Origin of the sequence: Streptomyces sp. NPDC005374 (assembly GCF_042872225.1) — a bacterium.
GTDB lineage: Bacteria > Actinomycetota > Actinomycetes > Streptomycetales > Streptomycetaceae > Streptomyces.
In genome coordinates this window covers 1-19,772 of sequence record NZ_JBIAKA010000001.1, presented here as the reverse complement: position 1 = coordinate 19,772, position 19,772 = coordinate 1, and the positions used below count along the sequence as shown (strand labels likewise).

Genomic DNA, 19,772 nt, shown 5'->3' with positions numbered 1-19,772 from the left:
TTCGGCAGGCCTCACGCGTCACGCCTCTTCAGCAGGACGTAGCCACCGATCAGCGCCACCGCCACCCACAGCGCCATGATCCCGAGCCCGCCCCAGGGGCCGTAGGGAGTGTCGTCGTCGAGCGGGGTGACCACCTGCATGATCTTGCTGCCGGCCTGGTCGGGTAGGAACCGGCCGATCTTCTTCGTCGCCGGGACGTTGCCGAGGATGTTGGAGATCAGGAAGAAGAACGGCATCAGGATTCCCAGCGACAGCATCGGTGAGCGCAGCATCGCGGCCACGCCCATCGAGAACATCGCGATGAGGGTCATGTAGAGGCCGCCGCCGATCACGGCACGCAGCACGCCCGGGTCGCCGATCTCGGCCCGGTGGGAGCCGAGCATCGCCTGGCCGAGGAAGAAGGTCACGAAGCTGGTGACGAGGCCGACGGCGAGCGAGAGCCCGGTCGCCACCGCGATCTTGCCGGCCAGGAAGGCGCCGCGCTGCGGCACGGCGGCCAGCGAGGTGCGGATCATGCCGGTGCTGTACTCGTTCGAGACGACGAGCACCCCGAACACGATCATCGCGAGCTGGCCGAGGGTCATCCCGGCGAAGCTGACGAAGGTCGGGTCGAAGGAGAGCTGGTCCTGGCGGCTCATGTTGTCGAACTCGTTCTTCGACAGGGCCGAGATCAGGATGCCGAGCCCGATGGTCACGACCACGGCGAGGGAGAGCGTCCACACCGTGGACGCCACCGACCGGATCTTGGTCCACTCGGAGCGGATGACCTGGGTCGCCGCCATGGTCAGTTCCCCTTCCAGCCGTTGCCCCACGGCTGCTGCTGCGGTGCGTCGACGGGTGTGTCGCTGTGTGCGTGGTACTCGACCGACTCCGCGGTCAGCTGCATGAACGCCTCCTCCAGGGAGGCCTGTTGGGGACTCAGCTCGTGCAGCACGAGCTGGTGCTGGGCGGCCAGCTCACCGATGTGCTCGGACTTGCTGCCGTCCACCTCCAGCGTGCCGTTGCCGGTCTCCACCACGGTCACCCCGGCCGCGTGCAGCACGTCGAGCAGGCGCTCGCGCTGCGGGGTCCGGATACGGACGTACGACCGCGAGTTCTGCGCGATGAAGTCGGCCATGGAGGTGTCGGCGAGCAGCCGCCCCTGGCCGATGACGACGAGGTGGTCGGCGGTCAGCGCCATCTCGCTCATGAGATGGGAGGAGACGAAGACCGTACGGCCCTGCGCGGCAAGGGACTTCATCAGGTTGCGGATCCAGTGGATGCCCTCGGGGTCCAGTCCGTTGACCGGCTCGTCGAACATCAGGATCCGCGGATCACCGAGCAGTGCGCCCGCGATCCCGAGCCGCTGTCCCATGCCGAGCGAGAAGCCCTTGGCCTTCTTCTTCGCGACGGCGGTGAGCCCGACCGTGTCCAGCACCTCGTCGACCCTCTTGCGCGAGATGCCGTTGCTCTGCGCGAGACACAGCAGGTGGTTGAAGGCGCTGCGCCCGCCGTGCATGGCCTTGGCGTCCAGCAGGGCGCCGATGTACGTCAGCGGGTCCTTGAGCTGGTCGTAGTGCTTGCCGTCGATACGGACGTCGCCGGCGGTCGGCCGGTCCAGGCCCAGCATCATGCGCATGGTGGTCGACTTGCCGGCACCGTTGGGACCGAGGAAGCCCGTGACGATGCCCGGTCTGACGGCGAAGGTCAGGTTGTTGACCGCCACCTTCTCGCCGTACCGCTTGGTCAGCCCCTCGAGCTCGATCATGCCGACCACGCTAGGGGCGGGCCCCTTCGAATGCCACTCCGATGGGCAAACGGAGACCGACGAGCGCGGCAAGAAACGTGAAACCCGTGGACGGGACGAAGGCTTACGCGACACCGCCATGGCCGAGTACGGCCGCGAGGCCTGCGGTGCGGAGGAAGCCGCCGAGCGCGGAGGAGACGTGGACCGGCGGCGGGCCGCGCGGGCGGGTCCGGTGTCTGACCTCCGGTGCGCCCCGTCGGCCGGGCGGGATGCCGAGGGCCGGGGGCAGGGCGCGCACGGACAGGTTCCGCCCACGCCGGAGGCCCGCACCTTCGGGGGAGACGGTGCGGGCCTCTGGAACGCGCTACTGACTACCGGGACTGCTGAGCCGGAACCCCACGGGAGATCGGCTCGTCCTCGACCGGGGAGCTGGCGGCGGCCACCGCGGCACCCGTGAGCGTGGCGAGCATCTCGCGGACGTTCGTCAGCTGAGCGTTGATCGAGTCGCGACGGTTCGTCAGAGCCGCCAGCTCGCGCTCGGATTCCGAACGGATGCGGTCGGCCTTGGCGTTGGCGTCGGCCACGATGTCCTCGGCCTGGCGCTGCGCGGTCTCCACCGTCTGGCGGGCGCGACGCTCGGCGTCGGTACGCAGCTTCTCGGCCTCCAGGCGCAGCTGCTCCGCGCGGTGCTCGATCTCCGCGAGGCGCTTCTCCGCCTTCTGCTGACGGGACGCCAGGTCGCGCTCGGACTGCTCGCGGCGCTTGGCGAGGTTCGTCTCGAAGTCGGCGGCGGCCTGCGCGGCCTTGGCGCGGGTCTCCTCGAAGAGGGCGTCGGCCTCCTCACGCTTCTGCTGCGCGTCCTTCTGCGCCTCCTGGCGCAGCTGGGAGGAGTCGCTCTTGGCCTTCTCGACGATCCGGACGCCCTCGTCCTCGGCCTTGGCCTTGCGCTCCGCGGAGAACGATTCCGCGTCGTTGCGGACCTGCTGGGCCGCCGACTCGGCGAGCTCGCGGTGCTGCTCGGCCGCGCGACGGGCCTCCTCGCGCAGATCCTTGGCCTCCTCCTCGGCGAGGCGGAGGATCTTCTCGACCCGCGCGCCGAGGCCGGCGTACGACGGCTCCGCGTCGGACACCTGGGCCTGGGCGTTCTGCGTCTCGAGGTGGAGCTCCTCGATGCGCTTCTCCAGGGCGGTGATGCGGGAGAGAGCGCTGTCACGGTCGGAGACGAGCTTGGAGATCCGTTCGTCCACCTGCGCGCGGTCGTACCCACGCCGCACAAGCTCGAAGCCGTAGGGGGAAGTGTCGCTCATGGGGTTCCTGTCAAATGAGACCGGTGAGGTGATAGGGGGAATCCTAGGGGCCGAAGCGGTGTGTCATCGAGCGGATACGTGTTTGATCTGGAGAATGACACCCCTTTTGAGTGGCTAACCCCGGGACGGCTTGCCAAAAACTTGGTCAAAGGCCCCAGACGGGACCGGAACCAAGCAGTCGGTTAGCTGTCCGAAGGCTTACCCGAACGAGGGGCGCCGACCGCTGCGCCCGCCTTGACGCCGTTGTCCTTGCCCGCCGCTGGAGCCTCGAAAGACTCCAACGCCTCCAGGACATCCTGGACACGGGAGATCTCGGTGTTGATGTCCTCGCGGCGCCGGACGAGGACCTCGAGCTCGCGCTTGCCCTCCTCGACCGTGCGCTTGGCCTCGCGGATCGCCTCGGCCTTGAGCTCCTCGGCCTCCCGGACCAGCGTGGCCTTCTTCTGCTCGGCCTCCTTGAGGAGCGCCTCGGCCTTCTTGACCGCGGCGATCCGCACCTTGCCGGCCTCCGAATTGGCCTCCGAGACCAGCTCCTTGGCCTTCGCCTGCGCCTTGGCGAGCTGCTCCTCGGACGCCTTGATGAGCGCGTCACAGCGGTCGCCGGTCGACCTCATGGTCTCCGCGGCCTCACGGCGGGCCCGCTCGTGCAGTGCCTCGATCTCGCCCGTGATCCGGTCGCGCAGCTCCTCCGCCCGCTCCCGTATGGCGGTGGCGTCCCGGCGGGCGCCGACGAGCAGTTCGTCCGCGTCCGTACGGGCCTTCTCCACCGTCGAGTTGCCCTCGACCGTCGCCTGGGACACCAGCCGGTCGGCCTCCTTGCGGGCCGCGCCCACCATGCTGTCGGCCTGCGCCTCCGCGTCCGCGGTGGTCTTGAGCGCCTGCTGCTGCGCCTCGGTGAGCAGCTTGTCCGCCTCGGCGGCGGTCTCCGTGATGAGCGTGTCGACCTGCTCGGCGGCCTCGGAACGCCGCTTGTTGGCATCCTTGCGGGCCTCGTCGAGGGTGCGATCGGCTTCCGCGCGCGCGGAGTTGACCAGTTCCTCGGCCGTGGCCGCCGCGTCCTCCCTGACCCGCTCGGACTGGGTACGGATCCGCTCCGCGTGCTGCTGGGCCTGACCGACCGTCTCGGCGGCCTCGGCCCGCAGGCGCTCCGCGTCGCCGGCGGCCTCGCCGATCAACTGCTCGGCCCTGGCGACCGATTCGGCCCGCACCCGGTCGGCCTCGGTGATCGCCTCGACGCGCACCCGCTCCGCCTCGGCGACCGTCTCCGTCCGCAGCCGGTCGGTGTCGGCGATGGTCTCCTCGGTGAGCCGCTCCGCCTCGTTGCGCGACTCGGTGATGAGGGTGTCCGCCTGCGTCGCCGCGTCCGACCGGATGCGGTTGGCGTCCTCGCGGGCGTCCGCCCGGGTCCGGGAGGCGTCCTGCTCGGCCTGGGCGATCGCGTCGGAGGCCTCGGTGCGCGCCCGCTGGGCGTACTCGGACGACTCCGACCTGAGCCGCTCCGCCTCCGAGATCGCCTCCGAGACGGTGCGCTCGGCGAGCGACTTGGCCGCGTCGGTCTCCTCGGCGGCCTCGCGCCGGATCCGGGCCGCGTCCTCGCTGGCCCGCTCCCGCTCGGAGTAGGCGTCCGAGCGGACCCGGTCGGCCTCCTCCTGCGCCTCGCGCCGGGTGCGGTCGGCCACGTGCTCGGCGGCGCTGCGCAGCCCGGTGATCTCCTCCTGTGCCTGCTCGTGCAGCCCGGCGACGGAGTCCCGCACCTGCTGCGCGTGCTGCTCGGCGGCCGACACCATCTCGGTGGCCCGCCGGTCCGCCTCCTCGACCAGACGTACGGCCTCGGTCTGGGCCTCCTCGACCCGGTTGCGGGCCGAGGCGAGGAGTTCCTCGCTCTGCTCGCGGGCCCGCTCGCGCTCCTGGTCGGCCTCCTGGCGGGCCGAGCCGAGGTACTCCTCGGCCTCGCGGCGGCGCCGGTCGGCCTCCTCCTGGGCGGCGGCCAGCGTCTCGGACGCCTCGGTGGCGAGCCGCTCGGCGGCGGCCCGCGCCTCCGCCCGGAGCCGGTCCGCGGTGTCCTGGGCCTCGGTCTTCAGCCGCTCCGCCTCGGCGGCCGCCTCGGAACGCAGCCGTACGGCGACGGCCTCGCCCTCGGCGCGGGAGGCGGACGCGTCGGACGCGGCCTCGGTGCGCAGCCGGTCGGCCTCGGCCTCGGCCTGCTGCTGGAGCGAACGGATCCGCTCGGCGGCCTCGCCACGCAGCCGGTCGGTCTCCTCGGCGGCCTCGCGGCGGATCCGTGAGGCCTCCTCACGGGCCTCGGTGAGGGCCTGCTCGGCGGTGGCGAGGCGCTCCTCGGCCTCGGTGTGCAGCCGGGTCAGTTCCTCGGCGGCCTCGGCGCGGCGGGCCTCTATGGCCCGCTCGGTCTCCTCGTGCAGCTCAAGGGCGGCCCGCTCGGCGTCGGCCTTGATGCCCTCGGCCTGCTCGGCGACCTCCTCGCGGTGCCGCTCGGCCTCCTGACGGGTGCGCTGAAGGGTCTCCTCGGCCTGCCGACGCAGCGTGGTGGCGCGCTCGATGGCCTCGGTGCGGACCTTTTCGCTGTCCGTCGTCGCGGTCTGGCGCAGCTCGTCGGCGTCCGCCTTGGCCTTGGCGAGCAGCTCCTCGGCGGTCCTGGCGGCCTCCTCGATCTGCTGGACGGCCTCCTTGCGGGCCTCCGCGCGGATCTTCTCGCCCTCGGCGACCGCGTCGGCGCGCAGCTGCTCGGCCTCGCCGCGCAGCCGACGGGCCTCCTCCTGGAGCTCGACCGTCTTGGCCCGGTACTCCTTGGTGTCGTCCTTCGCGGAGCCCTTGAGCTGTTCGGCGATGTCGTGCGCCTCGGCCCGCAGCCGGTCCGCCTCGGTCTCCGCCTCGCGACGGATCCGCTCGGCCTCCTCGGCGGCGGCCTTGGTGGTGTTCCGCGCGTCCTCCTGCGCCTTGTTGAGGACGTCCTCGGCGGTCTTGGCCGCTTTGGAGAGCTGGGTCGCGCTCTCCTCGGCGGTGAGCGTGCGGGCCTTCTCGGAGGCCTCGGCGGTGATCTTCTCGGCCTCGGCGCGGGCGTCCGCGACGATCTGCTCGGCGGCCGCCTTGGTCGCCTCGGCCTCCTGGCTGGCCTCGGTGACGAGCCGGGCGACCTGCTCCTTGGCCGTGCGCGTGCGCTGTTCGTTCGCCGACTCCGCGCTCGCCAGCGCCTTCTCGGCGGCCGCCTTGGCCTCGCTGAGCACCTTGTCGGCCTCGGCCTGCGCCTTGCGCAGCGCCTCGTCGGCCTCCGCGATGCGCTGCTCGGCGGCGCGGCTGAGCTCGGTGGCCTGACGGCGGGCGGAGTCCGACTCGGTCGCCGTGGAGGTGCGCAGCTGCTCGGCGTGGTCGGTGGCCTCCTGGGCCTGTGTGGAGGCGCTGTCGATCAGTCGCTCGGCGTCCGCGCGGGCGCGGCGCAGCAGCTGTTCGGCCTCCGCACGGGCCGCCTCGGCCTCGCTCGTCAGACGCTGACGGGCCTCGGCGGCGACCCGCTCGGCCTCCGCGCGGGCGGCCGCCAGGGCCTGCTCGGCCTCCGCGCGGGACTCCTCCAGGAGCCGGCGGGCCTGGGACTCGCTGCGGGCGCGCAGCTGCTCGGCCCATGCCACGTTCTCGTTGACGTGGGACTCGACGGTCTGGCGGCGCTCGGACAGCTCCTGGTCGAGCTGCTGACGGCGGGTGACCGCCTCCTGGTGCAGCTCCGCCTGCAGGCGGGCGGCCTGCTCGGCGTGCTCCTGGAGGATGCGCTGGGTCTGCGCGCGGACCTGGCTCAGCTCGCGCTCGGCGTCCTGGCGCAACTGGTCGGCCTGGATCTGCGCATTGCGCAGCAACTGCTCGGCCTGGTAGCCGATGTCGCCGCCGCCGAATTCGGGCCGGGACATGAGGGTGCGCCGCGCCTCGTGCAGCTTGGCGCGCAGCACCTCGACCTGGTAGCCGAGGTCCTCGGCGTGCTGAATCGCCTTTTCCCGCTCGGTCTTCAGCCGATCCATCTCGGCCTCGAACCGAGAGAGGTGGTCGACGTCAGCCGCCGGCTCTCGCTCCTGGCGTTCGTAGCCCCGCACTGCGCGGTCCCATCCGTCCCCTGGTCGCAAGTCTTTCCGAACGAGCCCTGTCCATCCGCCGAACGGGGCCCCCGGGGAATGGTGTCAGATCACGGTGGAGCATGGGCTGCCGCCCACTGCTCGCCCCCGAAACCCGGACCCCGGCGCGGTTCTGCCGCCATGGGCAGGACCCGGTCGCCCTGGCAAGAGCGGCGACCGCCCCCAACCCTACCGGCCCATATGTACGAGGGTCAGTGCTCAGGTGACTCAACAGGCGCCGAAGTGACCAGTTCTGTCAGTACGCCGTGGCAATCCTTCGGGTGCAGGAAGGTGATCCGTGACCCCATGGAGCCACGTCGCGGCTCCTCGTACAGAACGCGTACGCCCTTGTCCTTGATGTCCGCCGCCTCGGTGTCGACGTCCGCCGTACCGAAAGCGATGTGGTGGACACCCTCGCCGTTCTTGTCCAGCCACTTCGCGACGGTCGAGTCGGGGCGGGTCGGCTCCAGAAGCTGCAGGTAGGAAGCGCCGCCGTCGGACGTATCGTTGATCTTGAGCATGGCCTCGCGCACGCCCTGCTCCTCGTTGACCTCCGAGTGGAACACCTCGAAGCCGTACGTGGCCCGGTAGAACTCGACGGTCTTGTCGAGGTCGAAACAGGCGATCCCGATGTGGTCGATTCGCGTCAGCATGTAGTCAGTGCAGCGCTCGCGGAACGGTTACGCAACGTGCGCGCGATCACACCGACGGAGCGATGACGGCACGGAGTGCCACTCAGTACATTCGAAGTAAACCCTCGTTCACTCCTCGGCAGTGCAGCCGGTAAGGGGATCGCACCTCATGTCTGGATCGAACAGCACCACCTCGGTGATCGTCGCGGGCGCCCGTACGCCCATGGGACGACTGCTGGGCTCGCTGAAGTCCTTCTCCGGAGCCGACCTCGGCGGCTTCGCGATCAAGGCCGCCCTCGACCGTGCGGGAATCGGTGGCGACCAGGTGCAGTACGTCATCATGGGCCAGGTGCTCCAGGCCGGGGCGGGCCAGATCCCGGCACGCCAGGCCGCGATCAAGGCCGGCATCCCGATGAACGTCCCAGCGCTCACCATCAACAAGGTGTGTCTCTCGGGCCTCGACGCCATCGCGCTGGCCGACCAGCTGATCCGCGCGGGCGAGTTCGACGTGGTCGTCGCGGGCGGCCAGGAGTCCATGACCAACGCCCCGCACCTGCTCCCGAAGTCCCGCGAGGGCTTCAAGTACGGCGCGATCGAGATGCTCGACGCGATGGCCTACGACGGCCTCACCGACGCCTACGAGAACATCCCCATGGGCGAGTCCACGGAGAAGCACAACACGCGGCTCGGCATCCAGCGCCCCGAGCAGGACGAGATCGGCGCGCTGTCCCACCAGCGCGCCGCCGCAGCGCAGAAGAACGGCGTCTTCGAGGCCGAGATCACCCCGGTCGAGATCCCGCAGCGCAAGGGCGAGCCGGTCGTCTTCAGCAAGGACGAGGGCATCCGCGCCGACACCACGGCCGAGTCCCTGGGCAAGCTGCGCCCGGCCTTCACCAAGGACGGCACCATCACGGCCGGCACCTCCTCGCAGATCTCCGACGGTGCCGCCGCCGTGGTCGTGATGAGCAAGGCCAAGGCGCAGGAGCTCGGCCTCGAGTGGATCGCCGAGATCGGCGCCCACGGCAACGTGGCCGGTCCCGACAACTCCCTGCAGTCCCAGCCGTCCAACGCGATCCTGCACGCCCTCAAGAAGGAGGGCCTGGAGGTCTCCGACCTCGACCTGATCGAGATCAACGAGGCCTTCGCGGCCGTCGCGGTCCAGTCGATGAAGGACCTCGGCGTGTCCACCGAAAAGGTGAACGTGAACGGTGGCGCGATCGCCCTGGGCCACCCCATCGGCATGTCCGGCGCCCGGCTCGTCCTGCACCTGGCCCTGGAGCTGAAGCGCCGGGGCGGCGGCGTGGGCGCGGCCGCGCTGTGCGGCGGCGGCGGCCAGGGTGACGCGCTGATCGTGCGGGTACCCAAGGCCTGAGTCCCCCTCGCTGAACGGAGCTGTGATGCAGGACGTCTCCTCGCTGGTCGCCCAGGCCAGGGAAGGCCGGCCGCGGGCCGTGGCCCGGCTGATCTCCCTCGTGGAGGGGGCGTCCCCGCAGCTCAGGGAGGTCATGCAGGCGCTGGCCCCGCTGACGGGCAACGCGTACGTGGTGGGCCTGACGGGATCGCCCGGGGTGGGCAAGTCGACGTCCACCTCGGCCCTCGTGACCGCCTACCGCAAGCAGGACAGGCGGGTCGGCGTCCTGGCCGTCGACCCGTCCTCGCCGTTCTCCGGCGGCGCCCTGCTGGGCGACCGGGTGCGCATGTCGGACCACGCCTCCGACCCCGGCGTCTACATCCGCTCCATGGCCACCCGCGGCCACCTCGGCGGTCTCGCCCGGTCCGCCCCGCAGGCCATCCGGGTCCTGGACGCGGCCGGCTGCGACGTGATCCTGGTCGAGACGGTCGGCGTGGGCCAGTCGGAGGTCGAGATCGCCTCCCAGGCCGACACCTCCGTGGTGCTGCTCGCCCCGGGCATGGGCGACGGCATCCAGGCCGCCAAGGCCGGAATCCTGGAGATCGGCGACGTCTACGTCGTCAACAAGGCCGACCGCGACGGCGCCGACGCGACCGCCCGCGAGCTCAACCACATGCTGGGCCTGGGCGAGTCCCGAGGCCCCGGCGACTGGCGTCCGCCCATCGTCAAGACGGTCGCCAGTCGCGCCGAGGGCATCGACGAGGTCGTCGAGGCGCTGGACAAGCACCGCGCCTGGATGGAGGAGCACGGTGTCCTCACCGAGCGCCGCCGCGCCCGCGCCGCCCACGAGGTCGAGGCGATCGCCCTCACGGCCCTGCGCGCACGCATCGGCGACCTGAGCGGCGACCGGCGCCTCGGCGCGCTCGCCGAGCGCATCGTCGCCGGCGAACTGGACCCGTACGGGGCGGCGGACGAACTGGTGGAGGGGCTCACACAGGGCTGAGGCCCTTCAACGCCGGCAGCACGGGTGGAACGGCCGTGGGCGGAGTTCTCGCGGGGCAGGCCGTGTGTTTCGCGGTGACGGGCGGGGTGGTCGCCGTGACGGCGGTGCTGACCATGGCGAAGGGCGCCCGGGGGAGGGGCGCCCTTCGCGGTGGTGCGGCTGTCGTGTGACGGCCGTGTCAGTCGTCGTCGCGGTCCTGGGTGACCTTGCCCGAGCCGAGGGCGACCTTCCACTCGCCCTGCTTGCCGTCCTTCACGGTGTCCACGCTCCAGGTCACGGCGCCCTTGTCGTCGTCGAGACCGACCTCGGTGACCGTGCCCTTCGCGGCGGCGGCCAGGGCGGCCTCGCGGGCGTCGGTCCTCGCGCCCTTCAGTGCGGCGAGCTCGGCGCGGTCGTCGGCGTCGTTGTCGTCGTCGGTGTCGCGCTGGGCGCCGAGCACCTTGCCGGAGTCCGGGGCGACCCGCACGTCGTACTCCGAGCCGTCGCCCTTGACGACGGTCACCTCCCACGCGTCGGCGCCGTCGTCGTCCAGGTCGGCGGAGACGGCGGTGCCCGGGGTGTGCTTCAGGGCGGCCGCGATCGCCTCGGCGGCGGTGACGTTGCCGGTGCGGACCGTTGTGCGGTCGTCGTCGGAGTCGTCGTGGTCCGCGGCCACCTGGGCGCCGGTGTTCGCCTGGCGCTGCGTCGCCGTCGCCGCGTCGTTCCCCGCCGCGAATGCCGCGACGGTGCCGCCGGTCGCCAGGGCGGCGGCGGTGAGGGTGGCGATGACGATGTTGCGCTTCATGAGGATTCCTCCAGAGCCGTTCTGCTTCGTTCGCTTTCGACGGGACCCACGCTGCCGGAGGGGAGCTGAAGCAGGCCTGAAGCCTCCTGAAGGCGTCTTCAGGTTCGGTTTGCCACCCTGGACGCATGCGCCTGTTGATCGTCGAGGACGAAAAGCGACTCGCCCTCTCCCTCGCCAAGGGACTCACCGCCGAGGGCTACGCCGTCGACGTCGTCCACGACGGCCGGGAGGGACTGCACCGGGCCACCGAGGGGTCGTACGACCTGGTGATCCTCGACATCATGCTGCCCGGCCTCAACGGCTACCGGGTCTGCGCCGCCCTGCGCGCCGCGGGTCACGAGGTGCCGATCCTGATGCTCACCGCCAAGGACGGCGAGTACGACGAGGCCGAGGGCCTGGACACGGGCGCCGACGACTACCTGACCAAACCCTTCTCCTACGTCGTCCTCGTGGCCCGCATCAAGGCCCTGCTGCGGCGGCGCGGCAACGGGAACGGGGCCTCGCCGGTGCTCGAACTCGGCGGCCTCCGGATCGACACCGCCGCCCGCCGGGTCTTCCTCGACGGCGGCGAAGTCACCCTCACCACCAAGGAGTTCTCCGTCCTGGAACAGCTCGCCGTGCGGGCCGGCGAGGTGGTCTCCAAGGCGCAGATCCTTGAGCACGTCTGGGACTTCGCGTACGACGGGGACCCGAACATCGTCGAGGTGTACGTCAGCACCCTGCGCCGGAAGCTGGACGCGGGGCTGATCCGGACGGTCCGGGGCGCGGGATACCGGCTGGAGGCCGGGAGGTGAGGAGGCTGTTCGGCTCGGTCCGGGCGCGGGCGACGCTGGCCGCGACCGCCGTGGTGGCCGTGGCCCTGATCGCCGCCGGCGCCGTCGTCCTGCTGTCGCTGCGCAGCAACCTCGCCGGCCAGGCGGACACCGTCGCCGACAGCGCCGCCCGGGGGGTGGCGACGCAGATCGCGCAGGGTGTGCCGTACCGGGAACTGGACCTGGACGAGGACCATCCGGTCCAGGTGGTCGACCGGGACGGGCGGGTGCTCGCGGCGAGCGAGGACCTGGAGTCGATCAGCGGTACCGGGGTCCTGGACGTCACCCCGATCCCGAGCCCCGACGCGCGGCAGGGCGAGGACAACGACGACAACGAGGCCGGCGAGGTCGGTGAGGTCACCTGGCACGGGCAGGGCCGGGCCACCGTGGACGGGGAGGGCGCCGCGTACCGGTTCGCCCAGGTCGACGTCACCGACCGACGCGAACAGACGGTCCTCGTGTACGCCGGTGCCTCGCTCCAGGCCCAGCAGGACGCGGTGCACACCGCCGCCACGGTCATGCTGATCGGCCTGCCCCTCCTGCTCGGGGTGGTCGCCTGGGTGACCTGGACCGTCACGCGTCGCGCCCTTCGCCCGGTTGAGGCCATCCGCCGGGAAATGGCGGCCATCACCGCCTCGCAGGACCTCGCGCGCCGCGTCCCGGTGCCGGACACCCACGACGAGGTGGCCCGCCTCGCCCGCACCACCAACGAGACCCTGGCCGCGCTGGAGACCTCGGTGGAACGCCAGCGCCGGTTCGTCGCGGACGCCTCGCACGAGCTGCGCAGCCCGATCGCCTCCCTGCGGACGCAGTTGGAGGTCGCCGCCGCGCATCCTGAGTTGCTGGATCTGGAGGGGGCGGTCGAGGACACGGTTCGCTTGCAGCGGCTTGCGGCGGACCTGCTGCTGCTGGCCCGGCTGGACGCGGGGGAGCGGCCCGGTGACGGCCGGATCGACCTCGGCGAGCTGGCCCTGCGGGAGAGCCGCGGGCGGGACGGCGTGACGGCCGGGGCGGCGCGGGTGGAAGTGACCGGATCCCGGGGGCAGTTGGAACGGGTTCTGGGCAATCTGCTCGACAACGCCCAGCGGCACGCCCGGTCGGCGGTCACCGTGACCGTGCGGCGGGACGGGGCATGGGCCGTCGTGGAGGTCGCCGACGACGGGGACGGGGTGCCCCCGGCGGACCTGGAGCGGATCTTCGAGCGGTTCGTGAGGCTGGACGAGGCGCGGGCGCGGGACGACGGGGGCGCGGGGCTGGGTCTTGCCATTGCCCGGGATGTCGCGGCTCGGCATGGTGGCACGCTGACGGTTCGTGATGCGCCGACAGGCGGGGCTCTTTTCGAGCTCCGCCTGCCGGTTTCGATCGCCTAGGGGACTGCCTCGACCTGCCGTCCGGCGTCTGCCTCGCCGTCGTGGCCGGTCGCGCAGTTCCTCAGGGGCGGCCCCGGTGACCTCTCAGGTGCTCCGCGATCGGCTTCAAGGCCTTGTCCAGTTCCGGCAGGGACTCGACCGGTACGAGGTCGATGAAGTGCCTTCGCACGGAGGCCACGTGATGGGGCGCGACCTTCTTCATCGTCTCCATGCCGTGTTCGGTCAGGACCGCGTACAGGCCGCGGCGGTCGGACTCGCAGTTCTCCCGCCTGACCAGGTCCGCGCTCTCCATGCGGGTGATCTGGTGCGAGAGCCGGCTCTTGGACTGGAGGGTGGCGGCCGCGAGGTCGCTCATCCGCATCCGTACGCCCTCCGACTCGGAGAGATTGACCAGGATCTCGTAGTCGTTCATCGTCAGGCCGAACGGTTGAAGGTCCCTTTCGAGCTGATACGTCAACAGCCTGTTGACCTCCAGGTGGGTGCGCCAGGCGCACTGCTCCGCATCGGTCAGCCAGCGCGTGGCCGTCTCGGTCTCCATGAATGAAGTCTACCTAAAAGGTTGAAAGGCGAACTAATGAGGGTGGTGTGACGGCGCGCACACGTTCGACGTCACACTCCGCAGACTACCGCTCACAGCCCGAAGCGACGCTGGAGGTCACCCAGCTGTCCGGGAAGGCGCGGTACCCCCGGCTGCTGTGGATGCCCTGTGGGTACCCCGTGTCCGCCGGGCACTCCGGGCTCGAGCGGAACCGCCCCCGTGGCCTGTTCGGCCATGAGTGCCTCGGAGGACTGGAGAAGTACCGTTCCGGCCCCCACGAACTCGAACTGGTGCTCCTCCCCGGAAGCCCCGCCGAGGCCCGTCATCGCACGTAGACCACCCATCAGGCCTGTCATGTACCCGTGGTCGTAGTGGTGGCACGGTGAGGGGCAGTCCGCCCAGCCCACAAGCGCTTGCGGGTCCACCCGGATCGGGGGCTCCATGAACACCACCGGGCCGTTGGAGGCGGCCACGAACTTTCCGGTTCCGATGAGGGTCAGGAAGCCCGGCACGATCGACTGCTTGAGCGCGAGACTTGGCTGAAAAGCGAGCAAGTTGCCCGAGCGAATGGTCAGGTTGCCGTTGTCCAGGTCGTACGAGTTCACGTCGAAGGCCCGGTCGGCGAGGAGCATCTTGCCGGAACCCTGCGCCACGACCCAGTCGCTCGCGTGCAGAGGCGAATGGAAGGACGTACGGATGAGGCCGTCGAAACGGCCGTGCCCGATGCCGTTGAAGTCCATCTGCCCGTAGTAGGCGATCATCTTCCCCTTCTGCAGGAACCACTGGCTCCCCTTGAGCTCCATGCAGAAGGTGTAGTTGTTGACGTTGTCGTCCGAGGGCAGCGTCATGGGGTCGTACACGGTGGGACCCGCGCCCGGGTAGTGGCTCACAGCTTCTCCTCAGAGGCCTGGACGTACACCGCGCCGTTTCCGCTGAGCTCCAGCTGGAAGGCCTCGCCGGAACCGCGGCCCACCATGTCGCGCCAGCCGAGCGCCGTCGACAGCTTGTTGCGGACGTCGCCGTGGTGGGCGACGTAGGCCTGCGGGTCGACGTGCACCGGGCGCTGCGGGGTGATCGGGACCTCGAAGACGCCGCCGTGGGCCATGACGGCCACCGAGCCGTGGCCCTTGAGGGTGGTCGTGAAGAGTCCCTGGCCGCTGACCTGGCCCCGCACCATCCCCATGACGCCGCCCTGCGAGCCCATGAACATGGTGCCCTGCTGGAGGGTGCCCTCGAAGGCGAGCAGGCGGTCCGCCTCGACGTACAGGGTGTCGCCGGTGAGGTTGATGACCTGGACGTGGTGGCCGCCGTGCCCGAACAGGACGGTGCCGCTGCCCTCCACCGTCATCAGCGGGGTGTCCTCGTTCGCCACCCGGCGCCCGAGCATCGACGCGATGCCGCCCTGGCCGCCCTGGATGTTCGGTGTGAAGGACACCTCGCCCTTGTAGGCGAGCATCGCGCCGCGCTGGCTGAACAGGCGCTGGCCCGGGAGGACGGTCGCCTCGATCATCTTGGAGTTGATCTCACGAAAGGGCATGTCACACGTCCCCCGCGATCGTGTTCCGCTCGCTGGGCTGGACGTACACCAGGCCGTCGCCCTCGAAGCGGATCTGGAAGGCCTCGCCGCCGCCCTCGCCCATGAACGTGCGGAACGTCACACCGGACTGGAAGGACTGGCTCAGGTTTCCCTGGTGCGCGATGTACGCGCCCGGGTCGACGGTCAGGGGGTACTGCCGGCTCACCCGCAGGACGACCGCGGGGCCGTCGGACATGATCGCGGCCTGGCCGTGGCCCTCGACGGTCGTCGTGAAGAGCCCGTTGCCCTGTGTCGCCCCGCGTAGGCCGGTGAAGCTGGTGCCGGTCCTGAGTCCGGCGTCGGTCGCGAGCAGGTTGCTCGACTCCACGAACAGTTTGTCCCCCTGGAGGCCGACGAGGTTGATCTCCGAGGCCCGGTCCGCGAACCAGCACGTTCCGTGCCCCGACACCTCCATCACGGTCATCTGCTCGCCGGTGATCCGGCGGGTCACCATGCCGCGGATCCCCTCACCACCGCCGCTCATCTTCTTGAACGCCATCTGTCCGTCGTACGCGACCATCGAGCCGTTCTTCGCCTTTACGGCGTCTCCGGTCATGTCGACGGCCAGCACCTTGCTGCCTTGGAGTCGAAACATCGCCACGAAGTGAAGATATCTGGCCGAAAGCCCTTGTGTCTGCGGGCCGGTGGGGGCTGGTGTTGTGCGCAGTTCCCCGCGCCCCTATAGGCCCGTGGGTGGGTCGGGGCCGGGGTGGGGGGTGCCCGTCCTCGGTCCGGCGGCTCGGTCGTTTCAACAGTGCTCGGTTCCGGACGCCGGCCGCTGCGGGCGGACACCCCCCACCCCGTCCCCTTCACGCCGTCGGCGACTGCAGGCGCGTCCACCGTCCCACCCAGGGCGTCGGCGGCTGCGTGCGTCCACCGTCCCCACCCAGGGGTGCGCGGGGGCCGTGCGCGTCCAAAGGTGCGTCCACCGTTCCCACCCAGGGGCGCGGGGAACTGCGCGATCAGCCCCCACCGGCCTGCATCCGCCCGACGACCTCGCCCGGCACTTCAATGGGCGCCCCACCAGTCCCGGTAGCGGCATGAAGGAAACCAACGGCACTACGACCCCCCAGCCGGGGACCCCCGAACCGTTTGCCACAATGGGTGAACGCTTGTGCGTGCGTTCACAAACCGCCAGACCGTCGACGTACCTCTCACCGAAGGTGACCCGTGGACCTCAAGACAGCCTCCGCCATCCGACGCCTCCGCCTGGTCTCCGCCCCCGAGGCGGTCTCGTTCCTGATCCTGCTCGTCTGCTCGGTGCTGAAGCGGACCACGGACTTCGACGCCGTGCGGCCGATGGGCATGCTCCACGGCGTCCTGTTCATCCTGTACGTGATCTTCTGGCTGGACGCCTGGAATCGCACCAAGTGGTCCGCGAAGACCGGTATTTGGTACTTCGTTCTCTCCGTGCTGCCCACCGGCGGCTTCTTCGCCGAGCGCAAGCTCAAGCGCGAGGCCGAAGACGCGGTCATCGCCTCCCGTGCCCGGAGCGAAGGGGTCGTGAAGGCATGATCGTCGCCTTTTCCGTGACCCCGCTCGGGGTCGGCGAGGACGTGGGTGAGTACGTCGCCGACGCGGTGCGGGTCGTTCGGGAGTCGGGGCTCCCCAATCGCACCGACGCCATGTTTACTTCGGTCGAGGGTGACTGGGACGAGGTGATGGACGTGGTGAAGCGTGCCGTGGCTGCCGTCGAGGCGCGGGCGCCGCGTGTGTCGCTGGTCCTCAAGGCGGACATCCGCCCCGGCGTGACGGACGGTCTGACGTCCAAGGTGGAGACGGTGGAGCGGCACCTCGCCGGCTGACGCCCCCGCATGTGAACCCCGGCCCGCGCGGGTCGGGGTTTTCTCGGGCCGAGTTATTGAGCGATCGCTCAAAAGTGTGTACGGTTCCGCTCTGAGTGTTTGAGCAGTCGCTCAAACAGTGAGCTCACCTGGGGGAATCAATGGGGCTCTATATCGAGGCCCGCATCCGCGCCGATCTCGACGACCTCTGGACCCGCACACAGGAACCGTCGCAGCATCAGCGCTGGGACCTCCGCTTCACGCGCATCACCCACCTCCCGCGCGCGGAGGGCGAACCGCAGCGCTTCCGGTACGCCACGCGCGTGCTGCCCGGCCTCACCGTCGCCGGCACCGGGGTCTCGGCGGGGGAGCGGGAACGCCCCGACGGCACTCGCACCTCGGCCCTGCGCTTCTCCTCCCCGCACCCGCTCTCGCTCCTCGCGGAGGGCAGCGGCTACTGGCGCTACCTCCCCGACGGCGACAGCGTCACGTTCCTCACCGGCTACGACTACCGCCCCCGCTGGGGACGCGTCGGTGCCCTCGCCGACAGGCTGCTCTTCCGCCCTCTCATCGGCTGGGCGACGGCCTGGTCCTTCGACCGGCTGAGGCTGTGGCTGGAGCGCGGGATCACCCCGGAGCGGGCGCTGCGGAACTGGCTGGCCGAACTGCTGGTGCGCGCCCTCGTCGTCACCGTCGGCTGCACCGGTCTCGGCCTGGAGCGGTTCCTGCGCCTCTTCGGCCCGCTGGCCGCGTCGCTGGCGTACGTGTGGCCACTGCTGCTCGCCGTGATCGTCTCGCTGGCCCTGTTCACGTCGCCCCTGGCCGGTACTCCCGCGGCCCGGCGCTGCCTGCGCCAACCGGCCACACGCGTGCGTGCCCCGAGTGTCCTTCGAACCCTGGAGACCCCGCGATGACCTCGATGTTCCGCACGGTGATGGGCGACGCCTTCGACCGTCTGCACCCCCAGCTCCAGCGCCGCTTCTCGGTCGGTCTCGCGAGCGGCGAGGCCTGTACCGGCCGGGGCGTGATGGACCGTGTCTGGCACGGCCGGGCCTTCGTGAAGCCGTTCCTGGCGCTCGGGGCCACGCGCAACATCCTGGTGCCGAGACCGGGGCGGAACGTGCCGTTCGTGATCGAGAACGTGCCCTACGCCGACACCTACGGCCGTGAGACGGTGAGCTTCGTGCGTACCTTCCGCCTGCCCGGCCGCCCTCGCCGCTTCGACGCCCAGATGGTGCTGAGCCCCCAGGGCGACCGCATTCTCGACTACCTCGGCACCCACCAGCACCTGGCCAGCGAGCTGCACTTCCACGCCGAGCCCGACGGCTCGCTGCTGATCCGTTCCGGGGAGCACCGGTTCCGGGAGGGCATGGTGGACGTCCGGGTGCCCGACCTGGTCGGTGCGACCGCGGAGGTGCGGGAGTCGTACGACGAGGAGGCCGGCCGCTTCCGTATCCGGGTCCGGGTCGTGAACCGGTACTTCGGCCCGCTCTTCGGCTACGAGGGCTCCTTCGAGGCGACGTACACCGACATCGCGGCCTGCGGAGTCCGCCCCGGTCTCCGGCCGGTCCGTGAGGAGGCGCGCGCATGAGCCCCGAGACCGCGAAGTCCCTGGAGACGAAGACCAAACTCCTCGAAGGCGCTCTGCGCACCCTTACCGAACAGGGCATCGCCAAGACCTCCGCCCGCACGGTCGCGGCGGCCGCCGGGGTCAACCAGGCCCTGGTCTTCTACCACTTCGGCTCCGTCGACGAACTCCTCGCGGCGGCCTGCCGTTACGGGGCCGAGCGCTCGGTGGCCCGTTATCGGGAGCGGTTCGCCGCGGTGAGCTCGCTGTCCGAACTCCTCGCGGTGGGGCGGCGGGTCCACGAGGAGGAGCGGGCCGGCGGACATGTGGCCCTCCTCGGGCAGCTGCTGGCCGGCGCCCAGACCCACGCCACCCTCGGCCCGGCCACGGCGGCGGGTCTGGAGTTGTGGATCGCCGAGATCGAGAGGGTCCTCACCAGGGTCCTCGCGGCCACGCCCTTCGGGGAGTTCGCCGACCCGGCGGGCCTGGCCCGGGCCGTGGCCGCGTCCTTCGTGGGCATCGAGCTGTACGAAGGGGTCGACGCGGCCGGAGCCGGCGCGGCTCTGGACGCCCTGGAGCAACTCGGCGTGCTCGTCGCCGCGTTGGAGGACCTGGGCCCGGTAGCCCAGCGCGCCGTGCGCCACCACCTGCGCAGGACCGGCCGCCGCTGACCCCGTCCGCTCCCCGACCCGAGAGGACCCCCGCCGCTGGGCGTAGGGCCCGCTGCACCTGCCCGCCTGGCGCCGGCTGATCCGGAGCGACATCCCGAACGACTCCGTCGTGCTCCCCCATGCACGGGTTCGTCAGCCGGCTCCTGATGCCTGATCGCAGCCACGACTCTCTGTATTCGCCGGCGATGTCGGTGCGAGGGCGTCAAGGTTGCAGAGGTTGTGGACCGGCTGCGGCTCCGTCGTGGCTGGTCGCGCAGTTCCCCGCGCCCCTAAGGGGGTGGGACGGCCTGCCGTAGGGCGAGTGCGGCCCGGTGGGGGCTGGCCGCGCAGTTCCCCGCGCCCCTAGGTGGGGACGGTGAACGCACCTCGGACGCACACGGCCCCCGCACCCCTGGGCGGGACGGTGGACGCACGCAGCCGCCGACGCCCTGGGTGGGACGGTGGACGCACCTGCAGTCGCCGACGGCGGGAAGGGGACGGGGTGGGGGGTGTCCGCCCGCAGCGGCCGGCGTCCGGAACCGAGCACTGCTCAAGGAGCC

The 19,772-nt window shown here is 70.9% G+C and carries 21 protein-coding genes; 10 read left to right on the top strand and 11 right to left on the bottom strand.

Annotation, left to right across the window (positions count from 1 at the left end):
- Window positions 1–11 precede the first annotated feature (11 nt).
- From ACFYRX_RS00105 to mce, 6 genes are all read right to left on the bottom strand, one after another.
- Window positions 12–782, bottom strand: a complete 771-nt coding sequence (locus tag ACFYRX_RS00105) for an ABC transporter permease (RefSeq protein ID WP_389095122.1) — start codon at window positions 780–782, stop codon at window positions 12–14.
- A gap of 2 nt (window positions 783–784) precedes the next feature.
- Window positions 785–1,747: an ABC transporter ATP-binding protein gene (locus ACFYRX_RS00100; protein ID WP_389095120.1), complete on the bottom strand. Its 963-nt coding sequence runs from the start codon at window positions 1,745–1,747 to the stop codon at window positions 785–787.
- 103 nt (window positions 1,748–1,850) lie between these two features.
- Window positions 1,851–2,024 (bottom strand): hypothetical protein, encoded by a 174-nt coding sequence (locus tag ACFYRX_RS00095; RefSeq protein ID WP_389095118.1) that lies wholly within the window; start codon window positions 2,022–2,024, stop codon window positions 1,851–1,853.
- A gap of 73 nt (window positions 2,025–2,097) precedes the next feature.
- Complete coding sequence (locus ACFYRX_RS00090) at window positions 2,098–3,033, bottom strand: cellulose-binding protein (protein ID WP_389095116.1); 936 nt, start codon at window positions 3,031–3,033, stop codon at window positions 2,098–2,100.
- 182 nt (window positions 3,034–3,215) lie between these two features.
- A complete protein-coding gene (scy, locus tag ACFYRX_RS00085; RefSeq protein ID WP_389095115.1) occupies window positions 3,216–7,127 on the bottom strand; it encodes a polarized growth protein Scy in 3,912 nt (1,303 codons plus the stop codon).
- A gap of 230 nt (window positions 7,128–7,357) precedes the next feature.
- Window positions 7,358–7,798, bottom strand: a complete 441-nt coding sequence (gene mce, locus ACFYRX_RS00080) for a methylmalonyl-CoA epimerase (RefSeq protein WP_389095113.1) — start codon at window positions 7,796–7,798, stop codon at window positions 7,358–7,360.
- A gap of 148 nt (window positions 7,799–7,946) precedes the next feature.
- Here mce and ACFYRX_RS00075 point away from each other — a divergent pair, with 148 nt between their 5' ends.
- The 3 genes from ACFYRX_RS00075 to ACFYRX_RS00065 are packed head-to-tail and all read left to right on the top strand — an operon-like array spanning window position 7,947 to window position 10,301.
- Window positions 7,947–9,149 carry an acetyl-CoA C-acetyltransferase gene (locus ACFYRX_RS00075; RefSeq protein WP_389095111.1) on the top strand — a complete coding sequence of 401 codons (1,203 nt, stop codon included), beginning with the start codon at window positions 7,947–7,949 and terminating at the stop codon, window positions 9,147–9,149.
- Between the two features lie 25 nt (window positions 9,150–9,174).
- Complete coding sequence (gene meaB, locus ACFYRX_RS00070) at window positions 9,175–10,131, top strand: methylmalonyl Co-A mutase-associated GTPase MeaB (RefSeq protein ID WP_389095109.1); 957 nt, start codon at window positions 9,175–9,177, stop codon at window positions 10,129–10,131.
- Window positions 10,132–10,166: 35 nt separating this feature from the next.
- A complete protein-coding gene (locus ACFYRX_RS00065) occupies window positions 10,167–10,301 on the top strand; it encodes a hypothetical protein (protein ID WP_389095108.1) in 135 nt (44 codons plus the stop codon).
- A gap of 8 nt (window positions 10,302–10,309) precedes the next feature.
- Here the strand turns inward: ACFYRX_RS00065 and ACFYRX_RS00060 are convergent, their stop codons facing one another.
- Window positions 10,310–10,915, bottom strand: coding sequence for a PepSY domain-containing protein (locus ACFYRX_RS00060; protein WP_389095106.1), 606 nt, complete (start codon window positions 10,913–10,915; stop codon window positions 10,310–10,312).
- Between the two features lie 125 nt (window positions 10,916–11,040).
- On the opposite strand from ACFYRX_RS00060, the gene ACFYRX_RS00055 reads away from it, so the two are divergent.
- Window positions 11,041–11,709, top strand: coding sequence for a response regulator transcription factor (locus ACFYRX_RS00055; protein WP_389095105.1), 669 nt, complete (start codon window positions 11,041–11,043; stop codon window positions 11,707–11,709).
- On the top strand, window positions 11,706–13,097 hold the full coding sequence (locus ACFYRX_RS00050) for a sensor histidine kinase (protein ID WP_389095103.1): 1,392 nt from the start codon (window positions 11,706–11,708) through the stop codon (window positions 13,095–13,097). The genes ACFYRX_RS00055 and ACFYRX_RS00050 overlap by 4 nt, the downstream gene beginning before the upstream one ends.
- A gap of 61 nt (window positions 13,098–13,158) precedes the next feature.
- Here ACFYRX_RS00050 and ACFYRX_RS00045 read toward each other — a convergent pair whose 3' ends face one another.
- From ACFYRX_RS00045 to ACFYRX_RS00030, 4 genes are all read right to left on the bottom strand, one after another.
- The gene (locus ACFYRX_RS00045) at window positions 13,159–13,635 is read right to left on the bottom strand and encodes a MarR family winged helix-turn-helix transcriptional regulator (protein WP_389095101.1); all 477 of its coding nucleotides are present in this window, start codon (window positions 13,633–13,635) and stop codon (window positions 13,159–13,161) included.
- A 92-nt stretch (window positions 13,636–13,727) separates the two neighbouring features.
- Window positions 13,728–14,525: an AIM24 family protein gene (locus ACFYRX_RS00040; RefSeq protein WP_389095099.1), complete on the bottom strand. Its 798-nt coding sequence runs from the start codon at window positions 14,523–14,525 to the stop codon at window positions 13,728–13,730.
- Window positions 14,522–15,172, bottom strand: coding sequence for an AIM24 family protein (locus ACFYRX_RS00035; protein WP_389095097.1), 651 nt, complete (start codon window positions 15,170–15,172; stop codon window positions 14,522–14,524). Before ACFYRX_RS00035 ends, ACFYRX_RS00040 begins: the two co-directional genes overlap by 4 nt.
- Before the next feature lies 1 nt (window position 15,173).
- Window positions 15,174–15,806 (bottom strand): AIM24 family protein, encoded by a 633-nt coding sequence (locus tag ACFYRX_RS00030; protein WP_389096848.1) that lies wholly within the window; start codon window positions 15,804–15,806, stop codon window positions 15,174–15,176.
- Window positions 15,807–16,381: 575 nt separating this feature from the next.
- On the opposite strand from ACFYRX_RS00030, the gene ACFYRX_RS00025 reads away from it, so the two are divergent.
- From ACFYRX_RS00025 to ACFYRX_RS00005, 5 genes are all read left to right on the top strand, one after another.
- Window positions 16,382–16,726, top strand: coding sequence for a DUF3817 domain-containing protein (locus ACFYRX_RS00025; protein WP_389095095.1), 345 nt, complete (start codon window positions 16,382–16,384; stop codon window positions 16,724–16,726).
- Window positions 16,723–17,016, top strand: a complete 294-nt coding sequence (locus ACFYRX_RS00020; RefSeq protein WP_141206993.1) for an MTH1187 family thiamine-binding protein — start codon at window positions 16,723–16,725, stop codon at window positions 17,014–17,016. Before ACFYRX_RS00025 ends, ACFYRX_RS00020 begins: the two co-directional genes overlap by 4 nt.
- A 140-nt stretch (window positions 17,017–17,156) precedes the next feature.
- Entirely contained in the window at window positions 17,157–17,909 is a 753-nt protein-coding gene (locus tag ACFYRX_RS00015) for a hypothetical protein (protein ID WP_389095093.1), read from the top strand.
- Complete coding sequence (locus ACFYRX_RS00010; protein ID WP_389095091.1) at window positions 17,906–18,586, top strand: DUF4166 domain-containing protein; 681 nt, start codon at window positions 17,906–17,908, stop codon at window positions 18,584–18,586. Before ACFYRX_RS00015 ends, ACFYRX_RS00010 begins: the two co-directional genes overlap by 4 nt.
- Window positions 18,583–19,233 (top strand): TetR/AcrR family transcriptional regulator, encoded by a 651-nt coding sequence (locus ACFYRX_RS00005; protein WP_389095089.1) that lies wholly within the window; start codon window positions 18,583–18,585, stop codon window positions 19,231–19,233. The genes ACFYRX_RS00010 and ACFYRX_RS00005 overlap by 4 nt, the downstream gene beginning before the upstream one ends.
- Window positions 19,234–19,772 lie beyond the last annotated feature (539 nt).